The organism is Sphingobium fluminis (assembly GCF_037723805.1).
Classification (GTDB): domain Bacteria; phylum Pseudomonadota; class Alphaproteobacteria; order Sphingomonadales; family Sphingomonadaceae; genus Sphingobium.
Map to the genome: position 1 here is coordinate 601,196 of NZ_JBBJUK010000001.1, position 21,389 is coordinate 622,584.

Genomic DNA, 21,389 nt, shown 5'->3' on the forward strand with positions numbered 1-21,389 from the left:
GGCGCGGAGGCGCGGAGACAGAGTATAATTTCCTTTGGCTGAGTGCGCCCGACTGGAAATAGAAAACGCGACAGGCTTACCATTGCAAGTCCCTCTCCGCCTTCGCTCAGGGCGACCGGTTCACACTCGACCCAAGAGGCTCTAGCGACCCAATTTGCCGTGCGATCGCAACAAATTCGTCCACGCTGACCGTTTCGGCCCGCCGTTGCGGGTCGATGCCTAGCTGTTCGAGCGCGGCGAGAGCGCCGGGCAGGCCCTTGAGGCTCTGGCGCAGCATCTTGCGGCGCTGGCCGAAGGCGGCTGCGGTGAGGCGTTCGAGCATCTTGAGCGCCACGCCTTCGGGCGCGGCAGTCGGCGTGATGTGAACCACCGCCGACATGACTTTAGGTGGCGGGGTGAAGGCGCTGCGATGCACTTTCATCGCGATCCGCGCCTGTCCGCGCCACTGCGCGAGAATGGCGAGACGGCCATAATGGTTAGAGCCGGTCTTTGCGACGATCCGTTCGGCAACCTCCTGCTGGAACATCAGGGTCAGGCTCGACCACCAGGGCAGGGGCGTCCAGTCGGCCGACAGCCAGCCGACAAGCAAGGCCGTGCCGACATTATAGGGAAGGTTGGCGATGATATGCGCGCCCTCGCCCGCCTCGGCGCGAGCGTCGACCTCCATCGCATCGCCCGACAGGACGCGCAGCCGGCCCGGAAAGGCGACCTCCAGTTCGGCGAGCGCCGGCAGGCAGCGCCGGTCGCGCTCGACCGCGACAAGCTGCGCCCCGGCGCGCAGGATCGCGCGGGTCAGGCCACCGGGGCCGGGGCCGACCTCGAATGCGGGCTGATCCAGGATCGGGCCGGGCACGGCGGCGATGCGATCGAGCAATTGTTCGTCGAGCAGGAAATTCTGGCCGAGCGCCTTGCTGGCCTGGAGCCCATGCGCGGCGATCACCTCGCGGAGCGGCGGGAGCAGGGGGACGCCGTCAGCCGCCATAAGCAAGGCGCGCCCGGGCGGCGTCGGCAGCCATACGGATCGCGGCGATCATCGCGCCGGGATTGGCGCTGTCCGTCCCGGCGATCCCGAAAGCGGTGCCGTGATCGGGCGATGTGCGGATGATCGGCAGGCCGAGCGTGATATTGACGCCATCGTCGAAATGCAGCGTCTTGAGCGGGATCAACGCCTGATCATGATACATGCACAGTGCGACATCATAGGTTTCGCGGGCACGCGAGTGGAACAGGCCATCGGCGGCGAGCGGGCCGACGATATCGAGACCCTCTTCGCGCAGGGACTCGACGGCCGGGCGGATGATGTCGATCTCCTCGCGCCCGAGCGCTCCGCCTTCGCCGGCATGCGGGTTCAGCCCGGCGACCACCAGCCGGGGGCGCGCAATCCCGAAATTGCGTTGCAGACCCTTCGCGGTGGTGAGCGCGCGGGCGCGGATGAGGTCGATCGTCAGCACCGATGCTACATCTGCAAGCGGGATGTGGATGGTCACCGGCACCACCTTGAGCGAAGGGCCAGCGAGCATCATCACCGCATTCTGGGGGGAGACGCCACAGCGTTCGGCCACGAATTCGGTCTGACCCGGATGCGTGAAGCCCACGCCATAAAGCTGTTCCTTGCCGACCGGCGCGGTGATGATTCCCGCCGCCGAGCCGGAGCGGGCGAGGCCGACCGCTACTTCGAGCGCTTGAAAGGCCGCGCGCGCGCCATCGGTGCCTGGTTGTCCCGGCACGATCTCGCCAGCATCGGCGATGTGCAGGCAGGGCAGCGCCGCGCCGAACGCGGCGGCGGCTTCCTGCGGGGTGGAGATAGGGGCGAGCGGTCCCGCCCATATGGCGCGTAGCGATGCGATATCGCCGACCGCGAAGAAGGGCGGCAGGCCGCGCGCGTCGCGCATGACCCATGATTTGGCGACGATCTCCGGCCCGATGCCCGCCGGGTCGCCCAGCGGTATCGCGAAGGGCGCCAGAACGGTCGGGCTGGCGGCGGCGTCAGTTATAGTCGATGACCGCATCGCGTCGCAGGTCGCGCAGATAGATGCGGGCGCGCTTGTTGACCCGCTCTTCTTCCATCTGCGCCATGATCTGTTCGTAATTGGGCGCGGCGGCGGCCCCGCCCTCGTCGCGGCCGCAGACGATCAGGACGCGAACGCCCTCCTTGATCGATCCAAAGGGCGGCGTCGTCTGTCCGACCTGAAGGTTGAGCAGAATGTCCTGCAACTGAGGTGGGAGATCGCGGATTTTCACATTGTCATTGTCGACGACATCGGCACCCATCTTCGCGCCCATGTCATTGGCCTGACCGCAGCCCTTGATTTCCTTGACCGCCGCCGCAAAGGCTGCGGCCTTCTGCCCGGCCTGCTGTTCGGTCGTGCCGGCCGGGAAATTGACCGCGAGCTGTTTGAGGCTGAGCAGCGCGTCGCGCGGATCTGCGGTCAGCACCTTGCGCTTGTCCATGACATAGATGACCGACACGCCGCCGGGCACGGCGATCGGCCCGGCGATCTGGCCGACCTGCATGTCGGCCGCCGCAACGGCGAGTTCGTTGGGCAGCTGCGCCGGGCGGACCCAGCCGAGATCGCCGCCGACCGCAGCGGTCGAGGCTTCGGAAAATTGCCGGGCATAGGCGGCGAAGCTGCCGCCCTGCTTGATCTGGTCGATGATGTTGCGGGCGTTGGCGGTGATCTGCTGCTGGTTTTCCGGTGTCGCCGAGAGATAGATTTCGCCGATGCGGAATTCGTCGCTGCCCTTGGCCTGGTTGAGGCGGTCGACCACCGACTTCACCTCATCTTCGCTGACATTGACGAAGGGCTGGATGTTGCGGCGGAGCAGACGGCTCCAGGCCAGTTCGCCCTCGATCTGGCGCTTGATGCTGGCGGGGGCGCTGCCCTGCTTGCGCAGAAATTCTTCGAACTGGGCGGGCGACTGGCGGAAATTGGCCGCGACGCGTTCATAGCTCTGGTTGACCTCGTCCGCGCCGATCTTGATGTCGTTGGCGGCGGCTTCCTGGATCTGAAGCGTTTCATCGATCAGGTTGCGCAGCACCTGCACGCGCAGCCGGTCCTTTTCCTCGGCCGACACCTTGCCGCCGTTGGCGGTAATGATCAGAGCGAGGCGCTGGTCCACATCGGTGCCGGTGATGATGCGGCCATTGACGATCGCGGTCGCCTTGCGGACATTGGGGTCCACCTTGCCGAACAGCGTCAGGTCCTTGGGCAGAGCCAGTTGCTGCGTCGCGACGCCTTCGCCCTCGTCCGCGACGGACTGGGCGGCGGCGCCGTTGAGGCCGGTGGCGAGCAGCGCGGAAGAGAGCAGCAGGACGCGGGCACCCCGGCGAAATGACGAGCCAAGGCGATGTAGACAGGGAACGGCAGGCTTCATCTTCGACAAAACTCTCATATGTGGTCCGGCGCTGATGCCCCGGGCCGCCTGAACCGGCCCTGAGCGCCGGCGGGATGCGGGCTGATCCTTATATGCCAATATTGCGAAAAGCGAGTCGTAGCTGGAAGCTGCTGCCCTTTCGCGCGTCGCCGGTCGTCTGATAATCGCGCCGCCAGGTGAAGCCGAGCGTCAGGCAGTCGTCTTCATAGGCGACGCCGAGCCGGTTGCGGACCGGCTCATAGCCATCGGCAACGCTCAAGGGGTCCTCCTTCGCGTCGGTGAGGTCGACGACGGTCGACCCGAAAACCGACCAGAAGCGGGCAAACTGGACCCGTGCGCCAAAGCGCAGTTCCTCCCGGTCCTGCAAATCTTCCAGCGACGCGAGCGCGTTGCGGTTCAGCCGCAGATAGCTGACCTCGAAATAGGTCTTGGCCGACCCGACGGTCGCGTCGATCTCGTTGCGGCGAACCGAATAATGATCCTTGTCCAGCCGGAAGCGATGGGTGAGGCTGACGAAATTCCTGTAGCGGATCGTGGTGCGCCCGACCACGTCGGACAGCCGATCGGACAGGCCGGTGCCGTCGGGCAGGATGCTCTCGCGGCTGTTGAGGCGATAGCTTTGGCCCACGACGCTTTCGAGGCTGAAGTCCGGCAGCGACAAGCTATATTCCAGCCCATAGGTGATGCGGGTCGAATCTTCGAACCGGTCATAGCCCGCGAAACGGTTGAGGGCGAAGAGGTTGCTGTCCTCCAGATCGATGGCGCGCGCGTCCTCATTGGGGACGGACAGGTTCGCCAGTCTAGGCGCGGCGACGATCTGGACGCGCGGCGCGATCCGCTGCACCCCGCCGAACGCCTCACCCATGAACGGCCAGCGCACGTCGATAGCGGCGGCGGCGATGCCGCGCGCCTGCCAGCCCGGATTGCCGGCGTAGTTGGGATTGGTGGCCAGCAGATTGTCGTTGCTGTGATAAACGTCGCCACGCAGATAGGTGGTGAAGGTCACTTCCTGGCCCATTGCGGTCAGCTTGCGCAGGTCCCACTGGAACGCGGCGAAAGCGCGCTGCGTATCTTCGCCATGGGTGCGGGTGATCGCCAGGCTGTTCGCCTGAAACTGGATCTGGCCGCCAAGCAGCGGGTCCTTCATGCGCAGGCGGTAGTCGATCACCGGCAGGGCGATCGGAGTCTGCCCCTGCGAATCGCCCGCGCGCAAAGTCTGGATCGCCCAGCCAGCGATGGAGAAATAGCTGTTTTCGCCGATCCGCTGCGCGCCGACCGTCGAGCGCAGGCGATCGTCGCCGCTCAGATAATAGCGCCGCAGGAAGGTGCGGTCGGTGGTGGCGCGGATCGATCCGCTGATGCTCCATTCAGGCGTCAGCTGAAGGCTGCCGCTGGCATCGATATAGCCGCGAATATCCTTCTGCGAACTGGCGGGCGTGGTTGACGCGGCGCTGCTGGTTGCGACGCGGCTGCCATAGGTCAGATAGCCGGTGATCTCATAAGCGCCGCGATCCCACAAATGCCGGTAATTGCCCTCCACCATCGGCAGCGTGTTGGTATAGACGTGCGGCGTGATCGTCAGATCGCGATTGGGCGCGAGCTTGAGATAATAGGGCAGCGCGACTTCGAAGCCGTTGGCGCGGTTGTAGCGGAAATTGGGCGCGAGCAGACCGCTGCCGCCATTGTCGCCGACCGGATGCGACAGGCCGGGCAGGGGGATGAGCGGGATGCCGAACAGCTCGACATGGGGACGGGTATAGGTGACGCGCTCCTTCGTCGGATCATAGACGACCTTGACCGCCTTGATCTGCCAGGTCGGTTCCTTGGGACAGCCCTCGCCATCCACCACGGCGCAGCCGGAATAGACCGCATGGTGCAGCGTGTAGATACCGTTGATGCGTTCGCCGGTCAGCGAGGCGAGCCGCCCGCCCTTTTGAAGAACCAGCAGCATATTTTCGACCGCGCCGTCCTTGAGCGAGTCGGTCACGTCGAACCGGTCGCCATAGGCGATATTGCCATCCGGATCGGTGACCGAGACATTGCCCTGCGCCTCGACCTTGCCCGTGGTGCGGTTCCACACCACCTTGTCGGCGCGCAGCCGGTTGCCTTCGCGCAGCAATTGCACATTGCCGCTGGCGGTGACGATCTCGCTCCGGTCGTCATAGGCGAGCGCGTCGGCGGCAAAGCCGATCTGGTCGTCGCCCTGCGGCACCGGCGCGTCCGGCGCGCCCACGGGCGTCGGCGGGGACGCGAGTTGCTGGGCCAGCGCCTGCGATGCCGGCGTCAGACATACAAGCGCCGCGCCCGCAAGCAGCGCATATCGGGATCGCAGGAACAAAAGGGGAAAATGCTGCAAGGGTCAGGCTCTATCGAGGGCGCGTCAAGGGTCGCCTATCGCATTGCTTGGCGCGCGCCGCAATCTGTCCTCACGCGTCTTTTCCCGGAAAATCGGCCGAACGGCTTTGCCAGAAGGGAAAAGCCGCCTTATCTGACGGACAAACGCGTCCGTTCGATGACCGCGCCCCGACATTTGCGCCCTGAAAAGCCGCACCGACAAGAGGACCCTTGATGGACATCATCTTCAGCCCGTCCCGGCCCACCGCCGACACCCTGGTGTTTGCGCTCGCCAAGGGCGCGGCCGCCGCCGCCCCGGTAGCGGCGTCCGCGACGCTGGCCGCCGGCGCGCAGGCCGCCCGTTTCAGCGGCGAGGCGGGATCGAGCTTCGAGAGCTTCGTCGAGGAAGGCGGGCGGGTCGTACGCGTCGTGCTGCTTGGCCTTGGCGCGGGGACCGACGCGGACCTCGAAAAAGCGGGCGGGGCGCTGACGGCGCGGCTGCTCAACAGCGGCGCGAGCCATGCGGCCGTCGAACTTCCCGGCGGCGTCAATGGCGAGGGCGCAGCGCGGCTGGCGTTCGGCGCTCTCCTGCGGAGCTGGCGGTTCGATATTTACAGATCGCGTCAGGCCGAAACGGCCAAGCCCACATTGACGCGCATCACGATCGTTTCCGCTGACGGGGGCGCGCAATGGGAGCGCTTGTCGGCGGTCGCGAGCGGCGTCGCCTTTACCCGCGAACTGGTGTCGGAACCGGCGAACATCCTCTATCCCGAGAGCTTCGTCGAGCGTTGCGCGCACCTTGCGGACATGGGCATCACGCTGACCGTGCTGGACAAGGCAGCGATGGCGGAGCTTGGCATGGGCGCGTTGCTGGGCGTGGCGCAGGGATCGGTGCGCGAACCGCGCATCCTGGCGCTGGAATGGAACGGCACAGGGAAGACATCGGGCAAGCCGCTCGTGCTGGTGGGCAAGGGCGTAACCTTCGACAGCGGCGGCATTTCGATCAAGCCGGGTGCCGGCATGGAAGATATGAAGTGGGACATGGGCGGCGCGGGCGCGGTCGTCGGCGCGATGAAGGCGCTGGCGGGGCGCAAGGCCAAGGCGCATGTCGTGGGTATTTGCGGCCTGGTGGAAAATATGCCCGACGGCAATGCCCAGCGGCCGGGCGACGTGGTGACATCCATGTCGGGCCAGACGATCGAGGTCATCAACACCGACGCCGAAGGACGGCTGGTATTGTGCGATGTCATTACCTGGGCGCAAAAGACCTACAAGCCAGAGGTCATCATCGATCTCGCCACCCTGACCGGCGCGATGATCGTCGCGCTGGGCGACCAATATGGCGGTATCTTCGCCAATGACGACCAACTGGCCGACGACCTGATCGCGGCGGGCGCTGCCGCCGGTGATCCGCTGTGGCGCTTCCCGCTGGGCGACGCCTATAACAAGCTGATCGACAGCGCGATCGCCGATATGAAGAATATGGGCGCGCGCTATGCCGGGTCGATCACCGCCGCGCAGTTCATCAAGCGGTTCGTCGACGAGGGCGTCAAATGGGCGCACCTCGATATTGCCGGCATGGTTTGGGCCGACAAGCCCGGCGCTACATGGGACAAGGGCGCGACCGGCTACGGCGTGCGCCTGCTCGACAGACTCGTGACGGACAAGTTCGAGCGCTGATGCCAGGCCGGTAGGGGAACGCCGTGCAAGTCGATTTCTACCAGCTCAGCCGCGATCCCGTCGATCAGGTGCTGCCCGCGATCGCGGCGCGTATCCTGGGGATGGGCGAGCGGCTGCTGGTGGTCGCGGACGAGCCCGAGCGGCTGGCGCGCATTTCAGAAGGCCTGTGGAACGGACCGCCCGAAAGCTTTCTGGCGCACGGGACGGCAGGCGACGGGCGGGAGGATGGGCAACCCATCCTGCTGTCCGCGACCTGCGTCGCCGCCAACGGGGCGCGCCATGTCGCGCTGGCGGACGGTGTCTGGCGCGACGAGGCGTTCGGCTTCGACCGCGCTTTCTATTTCTTCGATGCCGAAACGATCGAAGGCGCCCGGTCGAACTGGCGGACGCTGTCGAAGCGTGACGAGGTCGACCCGCGCTTCTGGCGGCAAGAGGGACGCAAGTGGGTCCAAGGCCCCTGAAGGCTTGGATCAACGCACTTGCAGCGAGGGAGAGCGCAGTCTAAAGGGCGCGCCATTCAATCCCACAGTCCGGAGTTTTAAAGGCTTATGGCCGCCACTCGCACCTTTTCGATCATCAAGCCCGATGCGACCCGTCGCAACCTGACGGGCGCGGTCACCAAGAAGCTGGAAGATGCTGGTCTGCGCGTCGTCGCATCCAAGCGCATCCGCATGAGCCGCGAGCAGGCCGAGGGCTTTTATGGCGTCCACAAGGAACGCCCCTTCTTCGCCGATCTGGTCGCTTTCATGATCTCCGGCCCGGTGGTCGTGCAGGTGCTGGAAGGCGAGGACGCGGTAAAGCGCAACCGCGACGTCATGGGCGCGACCAACCCCGCCAATGCCGATGAAGGCACGATCCGCAAGGATTATGCCGAATCGATCGAGGCCAATTCGGTCCATGGTTCGGACAGCGAGGAAAATGCAGCGACCGAGATCGCCTTTTTCTTCAAGCCGGAAGAAATCGTGGGCTGACGCTGGCATTTTCGCTGACAAAAGACCCGGCGCTCTCCATCGAGTGGCCGGGTTTTTTGTTTGCGGGACCGTTATCGCGTCAGCTTGCCCCACCGGGCGTCGAGTGCGGCCTGGGCATCGGCCGCTTTGATCGCGCTTACCCGGGACAGGCCGCGCAGCGTCAGATGGTGCCCGCCGAGCAGCCGCCCGGTTATGCCATAGCCGACGTCGTAGAGCGCCACCTCTTCATGGGCATCGCCATCGACGATGAAGCGGGTCGCAATGGCGACCGGCAGCCGTTCGTCGCCGACGCTGTCGTCGGGCAGCTTCGCCTTTTCGCGAGCCTTTTTCAGGGCCTCGGAAAACCATTCCCCCTCGATCCGGGGATCGCCCGTCGTGTCAACCGGAGCAATCCCGAGCGCTGTCGGAAAGCGGATGGACTGGCTTTGAACGATCTGATCCGGGCCCGCCGGTTTCAGCGTCAGGCGATCGTCGCTCGCCGTCGCCGCATTCAGCAACAAGGTTGCGGCGCGGGCCGATTTCTCGCGGCTCCGCGTCGCTTCCACGGTCCGCTCGTCGCGCCTGTCGGCCCAGTTGAGGTAGAGGGTGATGGCCGAGATCAGCACCGCGATCACCGCCAGCACCTCGCCAAGCGTGATCCAGCGGCGACGGATCGCTGCGGCTTCCTGTGCCCGACTTTCCTTCGATTCCGGGGCGAGATCGCTCATGTCAGTTCGGCTGCGGCGGTGCTTCGAAGCGGTCGATCACCCAATCTTCCGCCTGCGCACCGCCGATCCATTCCTGCATCCAGGGATGGGCGATGACCGCCCCCATATAGCCCTGGGCGAAGCGGGGGACGGGGAGTTGATAGGTGATGAGGCGGGTGACCACGGGCGCGAACATCACGTCCGCCGCGCCGAATTGCCCGAACAGGAAATCGCCGTCGCCGCCGTGACAGGCGCGCGCCTGCGCCCAAAGCTGCATGAGCCGGGCGAGATCCTGGGCGACGGCTTCGGACGGCGGCGATGGCGGATAGATCTGGCGAATGTTCATGCTGTGCTCGCGGCGCAGCGCGGCGAAGCTTGAATGCATTTCGGCGGCCATCGATCGCGCCATGGCGCGCGCGGCGGGATCGGCGGGCCAGAATGTGTCGCCGCCCGTTTTTTCGTTGAGATATTCGACGATGGCGAGGCTGTCCCACACGACGATGTCGTCGCCGTCCCACAGGATCGGCACCTTGCCGGACGAAGGGGCGAACTCATCGCCCTCGCGCCGCTTTTCCCACGCTTCGTCATAGAGGGGTACGACCACCTCCTCGAACGGCAGGCCCGACAGCTTGCACGCCAGCCAGCCGCGCAGCGACCAGCTCGAATAGGCCTTATTGCCAATGAACAGCTTCATCATACGCGTGTCTTAGCCGGGGCGGGGCGCACAAGTCGAGCGCGCAGCCATCGGGCCCGATCGAAAAAAATTCGAGCCGTCCCGCCGTTGGAGTCTGAAGCGATGACGGCGACCTGGGGCGCGGCGTGCTATTGTTGTTTCAATGCCTCGAACTGCGCCACGATCTCGTTGGTATCGACGATGGCGTTGGCAAAAGCCGGGCGCGCGAGCAGTCGTTCGACATAGGCGTTGATCTTGGGATGCCCCAAGAACCATTGTTCCAGCCAGGCGAGATAAAGGGGAAAGCACAGCATGAAATCGGCGGCGCTCAAGCCCGCGCCCATCACGAACCCATCTTCGCCCAGATGCCCTTCCAGCATATCGGCATAGCGCAGCGCGACCGCCTTCGCGTCGATGCCGATCTGGGGCACGGGGTGTTCGAGCCCGGCGGGAAATGGCGCGCAATGATCCCAGTAGATGCGCTGATATACCGCGAACAGCGATTCCGACCACCACATCCACTGATCGACCAGCGCGGCCTCCTGCGATCCGGGCGGAAAGCCGAGGCGACCCTCGCCATAATGATCGAGGATATAGTCGATGATCGCGCCCGATTCGATCAGTGCGAAATCACCGTCGGTGATGACCGGCAGCGATCCCATCGGGCTGACCGCGCGAAACGCCGGCTGGTCGCGATCGTCATTGTAGAAGTCCAGCACCTTCATTTCATAAGGCACGGCCAGTTCGTCGAGCAGCCAGCGGATGCGAAAGGAGCGGGTGGTCGCGGCATGATATAGCGTCAGCATGGGCAAACCTGTGTCATTGGGCCGGTAGTGAGGCGCGGTCCTGGCGCACCATCAGCGGAAAGGGCGCTCGACTTGCGCAACGGATCGGGCGCGTCAGACAAGTTGGGTCAGTCGGGTGGCGTCGAAGGGACGCAGCTGATCATATCGACCCTCTCGCACCTTCGCCGGCCAGTCCGGTTCGCAGATCAGGGCGCGGCCGATGGCGACGAGATCGAAATCACCGCGCGCGTGCATTTCAAAGAGGCGGTCGAGATGGGCGACGTCGGTCGCGACGCCCGGGTCGACCGATGTTTCCAAAAGCGCCTGGTCGAGCCCGATCGATCCCACGGTGATGGACGGTTTGCCGGTGATCTTCTTTGCCCAGCCGGCCAGATTGAGATCGCTGTCTGCAAATTCCGGTTCCCAGAAGCGCCGCTGTGACGCGTGGAAAATATCAACGCCCGCATCGCTGAGCGGCAGCAGAAATTCTGCCAGTTCCTGCGGCGATTGGGCCAGCCGGGCGGCATAATCCTGCAATTTCCATTGCGAGAAGCGCAGGATGATGGCGAAGTCCGGCCCCACCGCTGCCCGGCAGGCACGGACCAGTTCCACGGCGAAACGGACTCGCCCGGCTATATCGCCACCCCAGCGATCCGTCCTCCTGTTGGTTTCCCGCCAGAGGAACTGATCGACCATATAGCCGTGCGCGCCATGAATTTCCACGCCGTCAAAGCCAAGCCGCTTGGCGGTCGCGGCTGCCGTCGCATAGGCCGCGATCACCGCCCCGACATCGCGCTCGGCCATGCCTTCGGCGATCTTGTCGCCGACCGCGACATAACCCGAAGGGCTTACCCGGCCGGAAAAATCCTCCCTGATATCGTCGTACACGCCCGGCGCTTTAGGACGATGCGTCAGGCCTACATGCCATAGCTGCGGCACGATCCGGCCACCGGCGGCATGCACCTCGCGAACGACTCCGGCCCAGCCGGCCAATGCATCCTCGCCATAGAAACGGGGCGCATTTTCCTCGTTAGAAGCGCCGGCATGAGGCACCCATGCGCCCTCGGTAATGATCAGTCCCACACCGCCTTCGGCTCGCCGCCGATAATAAGCCGCGACATCCGCACCCGGAACACCGCCGGGGGAAAAGGTGCGCGTCATCGGCGCCATGGCGATCCGGTTGCTCAAGGAAAGCGACTGCTGCCGGAACGGCTCGAAGAGACTTTTTCTGTCGTCGGATTTGATGCCGGTCATCGCGCGCCTCTCTGCTTTTTTCATCGGCCGCGGCTTTAACAGACGCATGGGGCCTTCGATGCGAGCGCTGCGCTCGGATGACGCGTTTATCCAGCCGAACTTGGCGGCAAAGACGAATTGCGAAGGCTTTCGGACTAAGCGGGTTATACCCCTTACGAAAAACATGATATGCAAGCTCACTAAGTCGGCAAATCGTTCCGCAGAGAGCATGCCGGCACCGACGTGCATCATGTTTGAACGTCGCTCATCGGGTGGAGGATGAAGGCATGACTGGCCTGAGCGAAATATTGCTGCGCGATCTTCGCGTGCTGGACAGCACGACATATCTCATCGAAATCGCCGATGGACATTCGGTCGACATCGTCAGCAACGGCCGTGCCGTGCTGCATGTCGTTCTCGACGGCACGGTAGCGATCGGCCTGGTCGGTGGCGACCAGAATCTGAATCTGGGGCCGGGCGAAACGGGGACCTGTTTTTACGGCGATCATCATCGTCTGAGCCTTGGCACCGATGCGGTCCCCGCGTTGCTGTCGCTGGGGGAGGAGAATGCCGGGGAAGACGGTATCGAGCAGCTTCGCATTCCGGCAGGCGCACGGGCTGTGCAAAAGCACGCGACGATATTGAGCACGGTGTTCAGCTTCGCGCATGTATCGCCTGCCGCCTACTCCATTCGCGCGGGTCTCGGCTTATGGCGGATGGGGCGCGAGGGCGGTAACGGCTCCGATTGCGCTCTTGCATTCGACGCGGGCCAGGTCCGGGCCGATTGCGAAGGGCCAGGCGCGCGTGGCGTCATGGCAAACTTTGCGAACCTGATGCTGATCCGGTCGCTCCGCGACATGCATCGCAGCTTGTGGGACGGCCGTGAAATGCCGGTATGGGCGCCCCATGCGCGGCGGCTCGCATCCGCGCTGCTGGCGATCCATGCCCAGCCCGAACGGGAGTGGACGGTCGCGATCATGGCGCGCGAGGTCGGACTGTCGCGGTCCTGTTTCGCCAGCGCTTTCGCGGCCGATGTCGGGATGACCCCGATGGCCTATCTCAACCAGATCCGCATGAAGCGGGCCGCGCAACTTCTGCAGAGCGACCGTTTCGCCATTGCAGAGGTCTCGCGGCGGGTAGGCTATCGGATCGCGTCATCCTTCACCCGGGCCTTCACATCCTATCACGGCGTTTCGCCAAGCCTGTTCACGCAGAATAGCGAGGCGGCCGTGACGACCCGGCAATGACCCGAAGACGTTAGAATGCAGCGCCGCAGACAAGGCGCTGTCCAACAGGGAGAGAGAAAATGTTATCCTATCGGCTACGCTGCGGTTGCGCGGCGGTGATGACCTGTGCCTTTTTTTCGCCGTTGGCGACCATGGCGCAGGAGAGCGCGGCTGGACCGGCATTGGCCCCGCCATCTGTCGAAGACATCATCGTCACGGCGCGGCGGCGCGACGAAACCCTGATTTCCACACCGGTCACGATCGCGGCGATCGGATCGGAAGAGCTCAGCCGCCGATCGATCGTCAGCCTCGAAGGCATCGCACGCACCGTTCCGCAGCTCATCATCGGCAACGCCTCCGGCTCTATCCAGGGCGGAGCGATTGCATTGCGGGGCATCAGCGCGGGCGATTCCAATCCCTTCGGCGACCAGGCCGTGGCTTTCAATCTCGACGGTCTTCAGGTCGCCCGCGCCGCGCCGCGGCGGATGGGCGAATTCGACATGGCGCAGGTTGAGGTGCTCAAAGGGCCACAGGCGCTGTATTTCGGCAAGAACAGTCCCGGCGGCATCGTCGTCATCCGCACCGGCGACCCGACCGACACCCTGCAATCGCGCATGTCGGTGGGCTATGAGGCCTATGGCAAGGAACTGCGCGGCGAGGGCTATGTTTCCGGCCCGATCACCGACTCGCTTGGCATCCGCATCGCGGCTTATGTGTCGCGCACCGATGGCTGGGTAACCAACATCACCACGCCGTCCGCCCTCTACGGCCCCGAATATCGCAGCGTGCCGCATGATCGCGAATTTGGTGGCCGGGTCACGCTGAAATGGACGCCGACCGATGCGCTGTCGGCGCGGTTCAAATTCGCTTACGGCTCGGTTCGAACCGCTGGGCTCGCGGAAAATACGCAGCGGGTGGCTTGTCCGCTCGGCGCGCCGCAACTGGGCGGCCCCGATGATTGCACGGCCGACGACCGGGTGGTGCGGTCCGGCCTCGGCGCGAATTTCCAGACGCTCAATCCCCGGTTGAAGCCCGATCCCGATTTGCGGCAGCAGCAATATCTGGCGGGTCTCGATATCCAGTATCGGCTGAGTGACAGTCTCTCGCTCGCCCTGCAATCGGGATTTTATCGCAACCACCTCGTCTATAACGAGAATTTCAATGCGACCGATTTCACGGTGCCAGCCCGCATTCTGGCGTCGGCAGGCGAATTGACCATCCGCGAACTGTCGCAAGAGGCGCGGCTGTCGAGCGATTTCGATGGCGCGTTCAATTTCATGGTCGGCGGCTATTATCAGAATGCCAGGCTTGATTATGACTCGGCGACGGCGCTCAACGCGATCACGCCGACCTATATCTCCACACCCTATCACACGACCCAGAAAGGGACGGCCTATTCGCTATTCGGCAGCGTGAGCGTGAAGCCCATCGACACGATCGAAATTTCGGGCGGCGCCCGCTATTCCTACGAACGCAAACGCTATGAACCGACATTGTTGAATGGAACGCCGTTCGATCCGACCCTGCCCGGCGGCACGGTCGTCCCGAGGAAAAAATGGACGAACACCTCGCCGGAAGCCACGATCAGCTACCGGCCAAGCGGCAGGATGACGATTTTCGCGTCGTACAAGCAGGGCTTCCTGTCGGGTGGCTTCAATGCCGGCAACGGCAATCAGGGGCTCGACCGTTCCTATGACCAGCAGACGGTCAAGGGGTTCGAGGGCGGCATCAAGGCCAAATTGCTTGGCGGCATGCTGACCGGCAATCTGTCCGTCTATAATTACAAGATTTCGGGTCAGCAGGTCACGTCCCTGATCGGCGTCACCCAGGTCGTGACGAACGCGGCTTCATCCCGGACCAAGGGGATCGAAGGCGATTTGAACTGGAAAACCCCGATGGAGGGATTGTCGCTCCATGGCGGGGCGTCCTTCAACAAGGCGCGCTACTCCGATTACACCAATGCTCCCTGCTATGCGGGCCAGACGATTGGGCTCGGGTGCGACCTCAATCTGGTAGGTGGCGTTTACCGGGCGCAAAGCCTGTCGGGCGCGGTTCTGCCGCGCGCGCCGAAATGGGGCCAGAGCCTGGGCGCGAGCTATTCGGCCACCGATGCCGGCGGGAACCAGTTCGACATGTCGGTCGACGCCAACCATAGTTCGGGCTATTTCACCGATGCCACCAACAAGCCGGCCAGCTTCCAGCGGGGATATTGGATGCTGGACGCGTCGGCGAAGGTGACGCTGTCGTCAGGCGTCGAATTTGCCCTGATCGGCCGCAACCTCACCAACGTCTATTATTTCCAGCGGTCGGCGGACAATCCGCTGACGGGTGCGGGCACCGGCACGGCGGCGGGCTTTGGCGCGGATACCGTGGCCTATGTGAGCAGGGGGCGCGAACTGATTCTGCGCCTTAGCGTGCAACTGGACAGGCTGGGCGGGCGCTGACCCAGGAATATCGCTTCGCCGGCCGCAGCGATGCGCGCCGGCGGACGGACGATAAGCGAAGGCTTTCGCACGATCCGTCCGGTGACGTTGGCTTACCACCGATATAAGATGCCACCATATCATTTGCCGGAACCGTCAAAAGGCGGCCGGCAACATTCCCTATGCCGGAGAGGTTACAGCGATGCATGACGAACCCGATATGGTCCAGGCCTTCGAGCGTGCTTACCGCCGGTTGATGGACCTGTCGGCCCATGATCCGCAGATCGCAAGGCTCATTCCCGATGATGCCGTGACCGCGGCGATCAAGACGCCGGGCGCGTCCCTGGCCCAGATCGTCCGGGCGACGCTGGACGGCTATGCCGATCGCGAAGCATTCGGCAGCCGCGCCTATGACATAAGGCGCGACGGAGCGGGGCGGCAGGTTCGTCATCATCGGCCGTCCTTCGCGACGATCACCTACGGGGCGCTCGGGCGGCAGGTCGAAGCGATCGCCAGCGCCTGGCGTCACGAGGAGGAGCTTGGCGTGAAGCCGGGCGATTTCGTCGCGTTCATCGGCTTTACGGGCGCGGAATATGCTACGATCGATCTCGCCTGCGCCTATGCCCAAGCCGTCATCGTGCCATTGCAGGCGAACATCGCCGCTGCGGACATGGCCGACATATTGTCCGACACCGCGCCGCGATGCCTGGTCGCCAGCATGGATCATCTTGAGCTTGCCGTCGACCGCGCGCTCGGTCAGCCGACCATCGCCAGCCTGGTCGTCATCGATGCCGACATGCAGGTGGATGACGACCGCGAGCGGATCGACGCGGCGCTGGCGCGCCTTTCGGGAAGCGGCGTGACACTGGTCAGCTTTGCAGAGCTGGTCGCGCGCGGATCGCGGCATGACTGGACCCCGCTACCGTCCGCGCCCGAGGGCGTCGAGGCGCTGTCGCTGATCATGTACACCTCCGGCAGCACCGGTACGCCCAAGGGAGCGATGATCCCGGAGCGGATCGCCAATCAATATTGGAACGGCATCGCCCGGATGCAGCCCATAGTGACGCTGGCCTATGCGCCGCTCAATCATTTCATGGGCCGAAACATGGTCGCCTCCACCCTGGCGCAGGGCGGCACGGTCCATTTCACGCTCAGAAGCGACATGACGAGCCTGTTCGAGGACCTGCGGATAGCGCGACCGACCTTCCTGCTGTTCATCCCGCGCGTCTGCGAGATGGTCTACCAGCATTATCAGTCGGAACTGCAACGCCTGATCGCCGCCGGCGAGGAACCGGACGCCGCCGACGCTAGTGTTCGCTCGGCCATGGCCAAAAATTTCCTCGGCGACCGGCTGGTGGCGGGTGGCGTCGGCAGCTCACCCACCGCGCCGGAAGTGCGCGCCTTCATCCGCAGCTGTTTCGATATCGCCTTCGTGGAAGGCTATGGCACGACGGAGGCCGGTGGCGGTATTACGTCGGGCAATCGCATCCTGCGCAACATCATCGAGGATTACCGCCTGCTGGATGTGCCCGAACTGGGTTACCGGACCACGGACCGTCCCTATCCGCGCGGCGAACTGCTCATCAAATCCAGAATGGCGATCCCCGGCTATTTCAAGCGCCCGGCGGAGAGCGCCGCGATCCTCGACGCCGACGGCTATCAGCGGACCGGCGACATCGTCGAGGAACGCGGCCCCGACCATGTCGTGTGGATCGATCGGCGCAACAATGTGATCAAGCTGTCGCAGGGCGAATATGTCGCGATCGGCGGGCTGGAGGCAGCCTTTACGAGCGGCAGCGCGCTGATCCGGCAAATCTATGTCTATGGCAGTTCCTATCGCTCGTTTCTGCTTGCCGTGGTCGTGCCCGACCTCGACATCCTGCGCGATCGCCATGGCCTCTCGCCGCAGGATAGCGCTGAAGTCAGGGTCGTGCTGCTGGCGGAGCTTCAGGCGACCGCGCGGGCGGCCGGCCTTAAAAGCTTCGAAATCCCGCGCGACATTTTGGTCGAAACCGAAGCCTTCGCCCTGGAAAACGGGCTGCTTTCCAGCGTCCGCAAGCCACTGCGCCCCAATCTCTACCGCCGTTATGGCGAGCGGCTGGAGGCGCTGTATCAGGATATGGATCGCCAGCAGCATGCCGAACTCGCCATGTTGCGACGGGAAGGGGCTGCGCTCTCCACGGTCGAGCGCGTCGCTGGCGCCTTCAAGGCCAATCTCGGCCTCGCCTCCGTCGACCCGGCGTCCGACCAGTGTTTCGCCGATCTGGGCGGCGATTCGCTGGGGGCGGTGTCGCTGGCGGCGCTGCTGGAGGAAATGTTCGAGGTCGCCGTGCCGGTGAGCGTCATCCTGCACCCGGCGGGCAGCGCGCAGCGGCTCGCCGACTTCGTGGAACGGGCTCGCGCCGGCGACGGTAGCGGGCCGACCTTCGCCAGTGTCCATGGCGCTGGCGCGACCGTGATCACGGCGTCCGATCTGACGCTGGACCGTTTTCTCGATGCGGCGACTTTTGAGTTGGCCGAACAGGCCGCGCCGCCTGCCGACGACAAGCGCCATGTCCTGCTCACAGGCGCTACCGGCTTCCTTGGCCGCTTCCTGTGCCTGACCTGGCTGGAGCGACTGGCGGAGAAGGGCGGCCGGCTCACATGCCTTATCCGCGCGCGCGATGCGGATGCGGCCCGCGAACGCCTGATCGAGGCTTTAGGTGGTCCCGACCCGCAGCTGGCGGCGCATTTCCAGCGTCTCGCCGATCGCCATCTGGAGGTGCTGACCGGCGATCTGTCGGCGCCACGGCTCGGCTTGCCCGCCGAAACATTCGATCGTCTCGCGCGGTCCGTCGATCACATCGTTCACCCCGCCGCGCTGGTTAACCACCGGCTTTCCTATGAAAATCTGTTCGAGCCCAATGTCGTCGGCACGGCGGAACTCATCCGTCTCGCACTGACGGGGCGTAAAAAGAGCTTCGACTATACATCGTCGACCGCCGTGCCATCGATGCACCCGGCGCTGCGTGAGGCCGAAGACATGGACGTGCGCGTCGGAGGCCCCGCTTGCGCGCTGAGCGATGGCTATGCGGTCGGCTATGGCGCGAGCAAATGGGCGGGCGAGGTGCTGCTGCGCGAGGCGCACGACCATTATGGCTTGCCGGTCAATGTCTTTCGCGCCGACATGATTTTGGCGCACCGCCATTATGCCGGGCAGATCAACGTCCCCGACATGTTCACCCGGATGCTCTTCAGCGTCATCGCGACGGGCATCGCGCCTGCCTCTTTCTATCGCTCTGCGCCGGACGGGGTTCGCGCCCATTATGACGGGCTGCCGGTCGATTTCATCGCCGACGTGATGCAGCAACTGGGCACGGAACCGATGGGCGCGTTCCGCACCTATAATATCGTCAACATGCATGATGACGGCGTGTCGCTCGACACCATCATCGACTGGGTGGAGAGCGCGGGCTATCCCGTTCGTCGCATCGCCGACTATGCCGAGTGGATGACCGAGTTCGAGGACCGGTTACGGACGCTTCCCGAACAGCAGCGCCAGTTATCGTCCATTGCCATCACCAGCGGCTTTGCCGAACCCGGCGACCCGACGCCTTCACACCCGGATTCACGGCAGTTCGTGGAGGCGGTTCGTCGCCTGCCCGCCGGGCCACAGGTGCCGCATATCGACGAAGCCTTCATCCACAAATATCTGTGGGACATGCAAAGCCTCGATCTGGTTCCCGCCCCGACCGCGCTTGCCGCCACCGAAATGGCATGAACCTGCCAACCCCAAGGAACAGCATTATGACCCAATTTACCGGCAAGACCATCATCATCACCGGCGCATCCAGCGGCCTTGGGCGCGCCATCGCCATTCGCCTCGGCAGTGCGGTGGCGGACCTGTGGCTGACCGGCCGGTCGCAGGCGGAATTGAACGTGACCGCCAGCATGGTGGTCGACGCAGGCGGGCCGCCGCCGCAGACCCGGGCCATAGACCTTGCCGAGCGCGGACCGCTCGCGGCGCTGGTGGCGGAGGCGGCCGGCACGAGCGATCATCTGTTCGCGCTGATCAACAATGCCGGCCTCATGTTCCCCGAGCCGGTGATGCAGGGATCGGTCGATCGTTGGACCGCAATGCTCTCCGTCAACGTGCTGGCAGTTCTGGAAGGCGCGCAGGCCGCCGTCGCCGTCATGCGGACTCACGGCAAACCCGGTCATATCATCAACATCGGCTCGGTCGCGGCGCGCTGGGAAGAAACGGGCGTCTACGGCGCGACCAAGAAGATGGTAGAAAATATCACCGCCAGCCTGCGCGGTGAGACCGAGCAGGACGATATCCGGGTGACGACCATCGTTCCCGGCGGCTTTGCGACCCAACTGGCGCGCGGATTCCAGGCCGAACAGCTCGCCACCGTGCAGCAGAGCTTTGTTCAGCAGGGCATCGGTCCGGATGGGGCGGGCGCCCATCGGCTCGTGTCCGATCCGGTCCATCTGGCGAATGCGGTCGCCTATGTGCTGGAACAGCCCATCGACATCAACATCCAGGAACTGGTGATCCGTCCGCCGGTCGCCACCGGGGTTTGAGGCGATACACGGCCGCTTGATCATATTCCGCTGGTGCGAGAGGGAGGCGGTTCAGCGTCGCCGCCGCTTTCGCATCCTGCGGACACCGATCACGACGCCGCTGATGGACAGGACGACGCCGGCCGTGAGCCAGCCCAGCATCCAGATGTCCCACAAGGGCCGCCGGTTCAGCAAGGGTCCGAAATCCCAGCGATGCAGCCCGTCGAACAGCCAGCGATAGAGGCGGCGGCGCGCATCCAGATCGCCGAGCACCGCGCCCGTGCGCGGACTGATATGGACCCAGCTTTTCGCGCTGTCGGCGAAGCGGACGCGTAAAACGGGCAATTCGACATCGCCCTTGGCTGCGTACCAATAGGAATCGGTTCGGGTGAGCCGGTCCACCGCTTCGATGCGCGCGCCGGGGAGAAGTCTTTCCGCTGCCCGTGTCAGGCGGCGGGGGTCTAACTTCGCCGGCTTCAGGTTCCGTGCGTCGAGGATGGCTTCCTGAAGTCCCGGTCGCGACAGCAGCAGCAAGGGGGTGCCATCGGTCCAGATCATCCGCATCTGGCGCGCCCCGGTCGCCTGTTGTGTAGCGCTTAAGCGCGCCCAGTCGATCACGGGCGCCATGCCCGCCGCGGCATAGGCGGCAAGGCCGGCGTCGCCGAGGCCCTTAGATGCGAACCAGCGATTGGGATCGACGGACAGCCAGCCGCTGGCGATCCACAGGACCAGCATCGTGCCGCCGAACAGCCCCATGAGATGATGCCACCATTGCCAGCCGCGATAGGGCGATACGCGCCCGCCCTTGTAGCGGCGGCGCAGCCGCATGCGCAGGACGCCGATCCACATGCCGCTGACCGCGCCGACGATGCCCGCGCCCGATGTACAAAGGACGACCTGTCGCCACAGCGGCTGGTGCTGGCGCAGGACCGTGGGGTAGATCCAGTGCGGGACGGACCCGACCCAGTTCCAGAACCGTTCCGTCCTGTTGGTGTCGAGCACCACGGTTCCGGTGGTCGACGCGACATACAGGGTCAGCCCGTCGGGGCGGTGGAGCGTCACCTTCCACAATGGCCGATAGCGGTCGAAGCTGCCCGCGACCGTCCATTGGTCACGCTGGACGCGTTCGATATCGGAAGCCGGCGCGTTGCCGAACGCAGTGGCGATATCCCCGGCGCGGCGGGCATCGACAGGACCTACGGCAAGGCCGGTCGATGCCGAAGAAACGCTGCTGCCGAGCCAAACCGGACCGTTCGGCCCCTGCTGCAATGCGGCATCGGCCCGAACGATCCCATGCACCTGGTTCCAGTCGATCGGTGCCAATCCCGCCAGCCGATCGGCCTTGGTCAGCGACGGGAAAGGCACATACATCATGACGATGCCCGACAGGAACCACATCGCCAGCAACAGGCATGTGGAGATGCCCAGCCAGCGATGGGTCAGATACAGCCACCGCTT

The 21,389-nt window shown here is 64.5% G+C and carries 16 protein-coding genes; 7 read left to right on the forward strand and 9 right to left on the reverse strand.

The window, feature by feature from the left end:
- Window positions 1-106: 106 nt before the first annotated feature.
- The 4 genes from rsmA to WG907_RS02995 all read right to left on the reverse strand — a co-directional run bounded on the left by rsmA (window position 107) and on the right by WG907_RS02995 (window position 5,731).
- Window positions 107-982, reverse strand: a complete 876-nt coding sequence (rsmA, locus tag WG907_RS02980; RefSeq protein WP_340231102.1) for a 16S rRNA (adenine(1518)-N(6)/adenine(1519)-N(6))-dimethyltransferase RsmA — start codon at window positions 980-982, stop codon at window positions 107-109.
- Window positions 972-2,009 carry a 4-hydroxythreonine-4-phosphate dehydrogenase PdxA gene (gene pdxA / locus WG907_RS02985; RefSeq protein ID WP_340231103.1) on the reverse strand — a complete coding sequence of 346 codons (1,038 nt, stop codon included), beginning with the start codon at window positions 2,007-2,009 and terminating at the stop codon, window positions 972-974. Before pdxA ends, rsmA begins: the two co-directional genes overlap by 11 nt.
- Complete coding sequence (locus tag WG907_RS02990; protein WP_340231810.1) at window positions 1,987-3,375, reverse strand: peptidylprolyl isomerase; 1,389 nt, start codon at window positions 3,373-3,375, stop codon at window positions 1,987-1,989. Before WG907_RS02990 ends, pdxA begins: the two co-directional genes overlap by 23 nt.
- Before the next feature lie 88 nt (window positions 3,376-3,463).
- Window positions 3,464-5,731 carry an LPS-assembly protein LptD gene (locus WG907_RS02995; protein WP_445326757.1) on the reverse strand — a complete coding sequence of 756 codons (2,268 nt, stop codon included), beginning with the start codon at window positions 5,729-5,731 and terminating at the stop codon, window positions 3,464-3,466.
- Between the two features lie 212 nt (window positions 5,732-5,943).
- Here WG907_RS02995 and WG907_RS03000 point away from each other — a divergent pair, with 212 nt between their 5' ends.
- From WG907_RS03000 to ndk, 3 genes are all read left to right on the forward strand, one after another.
- Complete coding sequence (locus WG907_RS03000; protein ID WP_340231813.1) at window positions 5,944-7,389, forward strand: leucyl aminopeptidase; 1,446 nt, start codon at window positions 5,944-5,946, stop codon at window positions 7,387-7,389.
- 23 nt (window positions 7,390-7,412) lie between these two features.
- Entirely contained in the window at window positions 7,413-7,850 is a 438-nt protein-coding gene (locus WG907_RS03005; protein WP_340231104.1) for a DNA polymerase III subunit chi, read from the forward strand.
- Between the two features lie 87 nt (window positions 7,851-7,937).
- Window positions 7,938-8,360: a nucleoside-diphosphate kinase gene (gene ndk, locus WG907_RS03010; protein ID WP_340231106.1), complete on the forward strand. Its 423-nt coding sequence runs from the start codon at window positions 7,938-7,940 to the stop codon at window positions 8,358-8,360.
- Window positions 8,361-8,431: 71 nt separating this feature from the next.
- On the opposite strand, the gene WG907_RS03015 is transcribed toward ndk, so the two are convergent.
- The 4 genes from WG907_RS03015 to WG907_RS03030 all read right to left on the reverse strand — a co-directional run bounded on the left by WG907_RS03015 (window position 8,432) and on the right by WG907_RS03030 (window position 11,758).
- A complete protein-coding gene (locus WG907_RS03015; RefSeq protein ID WP_340231108.1) occupies window positions 8,432-9,067 on the reverse strand; it encodes a hypothetical protein in 636 nt (211 codons plus the stop codon).
- 1 nt (window position 9,068) lies between these two features.
- On the reverse strand, window positions 9,069-9,743 hold the full coding sequence (locus WG907_RS03020; RefSeq protein WP_340231109.1) for a glutathione S-transferase family protein: 675 nt from the start codon (window positions 9,741-9,743) through the stop codon (window positions 9,069-9,071).
- Between the two features lie 125 nt (window positions 9,744-9,868).
- Window positions 9,869-10,525 carry a glutathione S-transferase family protein gene (locus tag WG907_RS03025; protein ID WP_340231110.1) on the reverse strand — a complete coding sequence of 219 codons (657 nt, stop codon included), beginning with the start codon at window positions 10,523-10,525 and terminating at the stop codon, window positions 9,869-9,871.
- Window positions 10,526-10,618: 93 nt separating this feature from the next.
- Window positions 10,619-11,758, reverse strand: coding sequence for an NADH:flavin oxidoreductase (locus WG907_RS03030; protein ID WP_340231111.1), 1,140 nt, complete (start codon window positions 11,756-11,758; stop codon window positions 10,619-10,621).
- 266 nt (window positions 11,759-12,024) lie between these two features.
- Between WG907_RS03030 and WG907_RS03035 the strand changes: the two genes are divergently transcribed.
- From WG907_RS03035 to WG907_RS03050, 4 genes are all read left to right on the forward strand, one after another.
- Complete coding sequence (locus WG907_RS03035) at window positions 12,025-12,984, forward strand: AraC family transcriptional regulator (RefSeq protein WP_340231112.1); 960 nt, start codon at window positions 12,025-12,027, stop codon at window positions 12,982-12,984.
- Window positions 12,985-13,043: 59 nt separating this feature from the next.
- On the forward strand, window positions 13,044-15,407 hold the full coding sequence (locus WG907_RS03040) for a TonB-dependent receptor (protein WP_340231113.1): 2,364 nt from the start codon (window positions 13,044-13,046) through the stop codon (window positions 15,405-15,407).
- Between the two features lie 181 nt (window positions 15,408-15,588).
- Window positions 15,589-19,146, forward strand: coding sequence for a carboxylic acid reductase (gene car / locus WG907_RS03045; RefSeq protein ID WP_340231114.1), 3,558 nt, complete (start codon window positions 15,589-15,591; stop codon window positions 19,144-19,146).
- A 26-nt stretch (window positions 19,147-19,172) separates the two neighbouring features.
- Window positions 19,173-19,952 carry an SDR family oxidoreductase gene (locus tag WG907_RS03050; protein WP_340231115.1) on the forward strand — a complete coding sequence of 260 codons (780 nt, stop codon included), beginning with the start codon at window positions 19,173-19,175 and terminating at the stop codon, window positions 19,950-19,952.
- A gap of 51 nt (window positions 19,953-20,003) precedes the next feature.
- Here the strand turns inward: WG907_RS03050 and WG907_RS03055 are convergent, their stop codons facing one another.
- Window positions 20,004-21,329, reverse strand: coding sequence for a PepSY-associated transmembrane domain-containing protein (locus WG907_RS03055; RefSeq protein WP_340231814.1), 1,326 nt, complete (start codon window positions 21,327-21,329; stop codon window positions 20,004-20,006).
- Window positions 21,330-21,389: the final 60 nt, after the last annotated feature.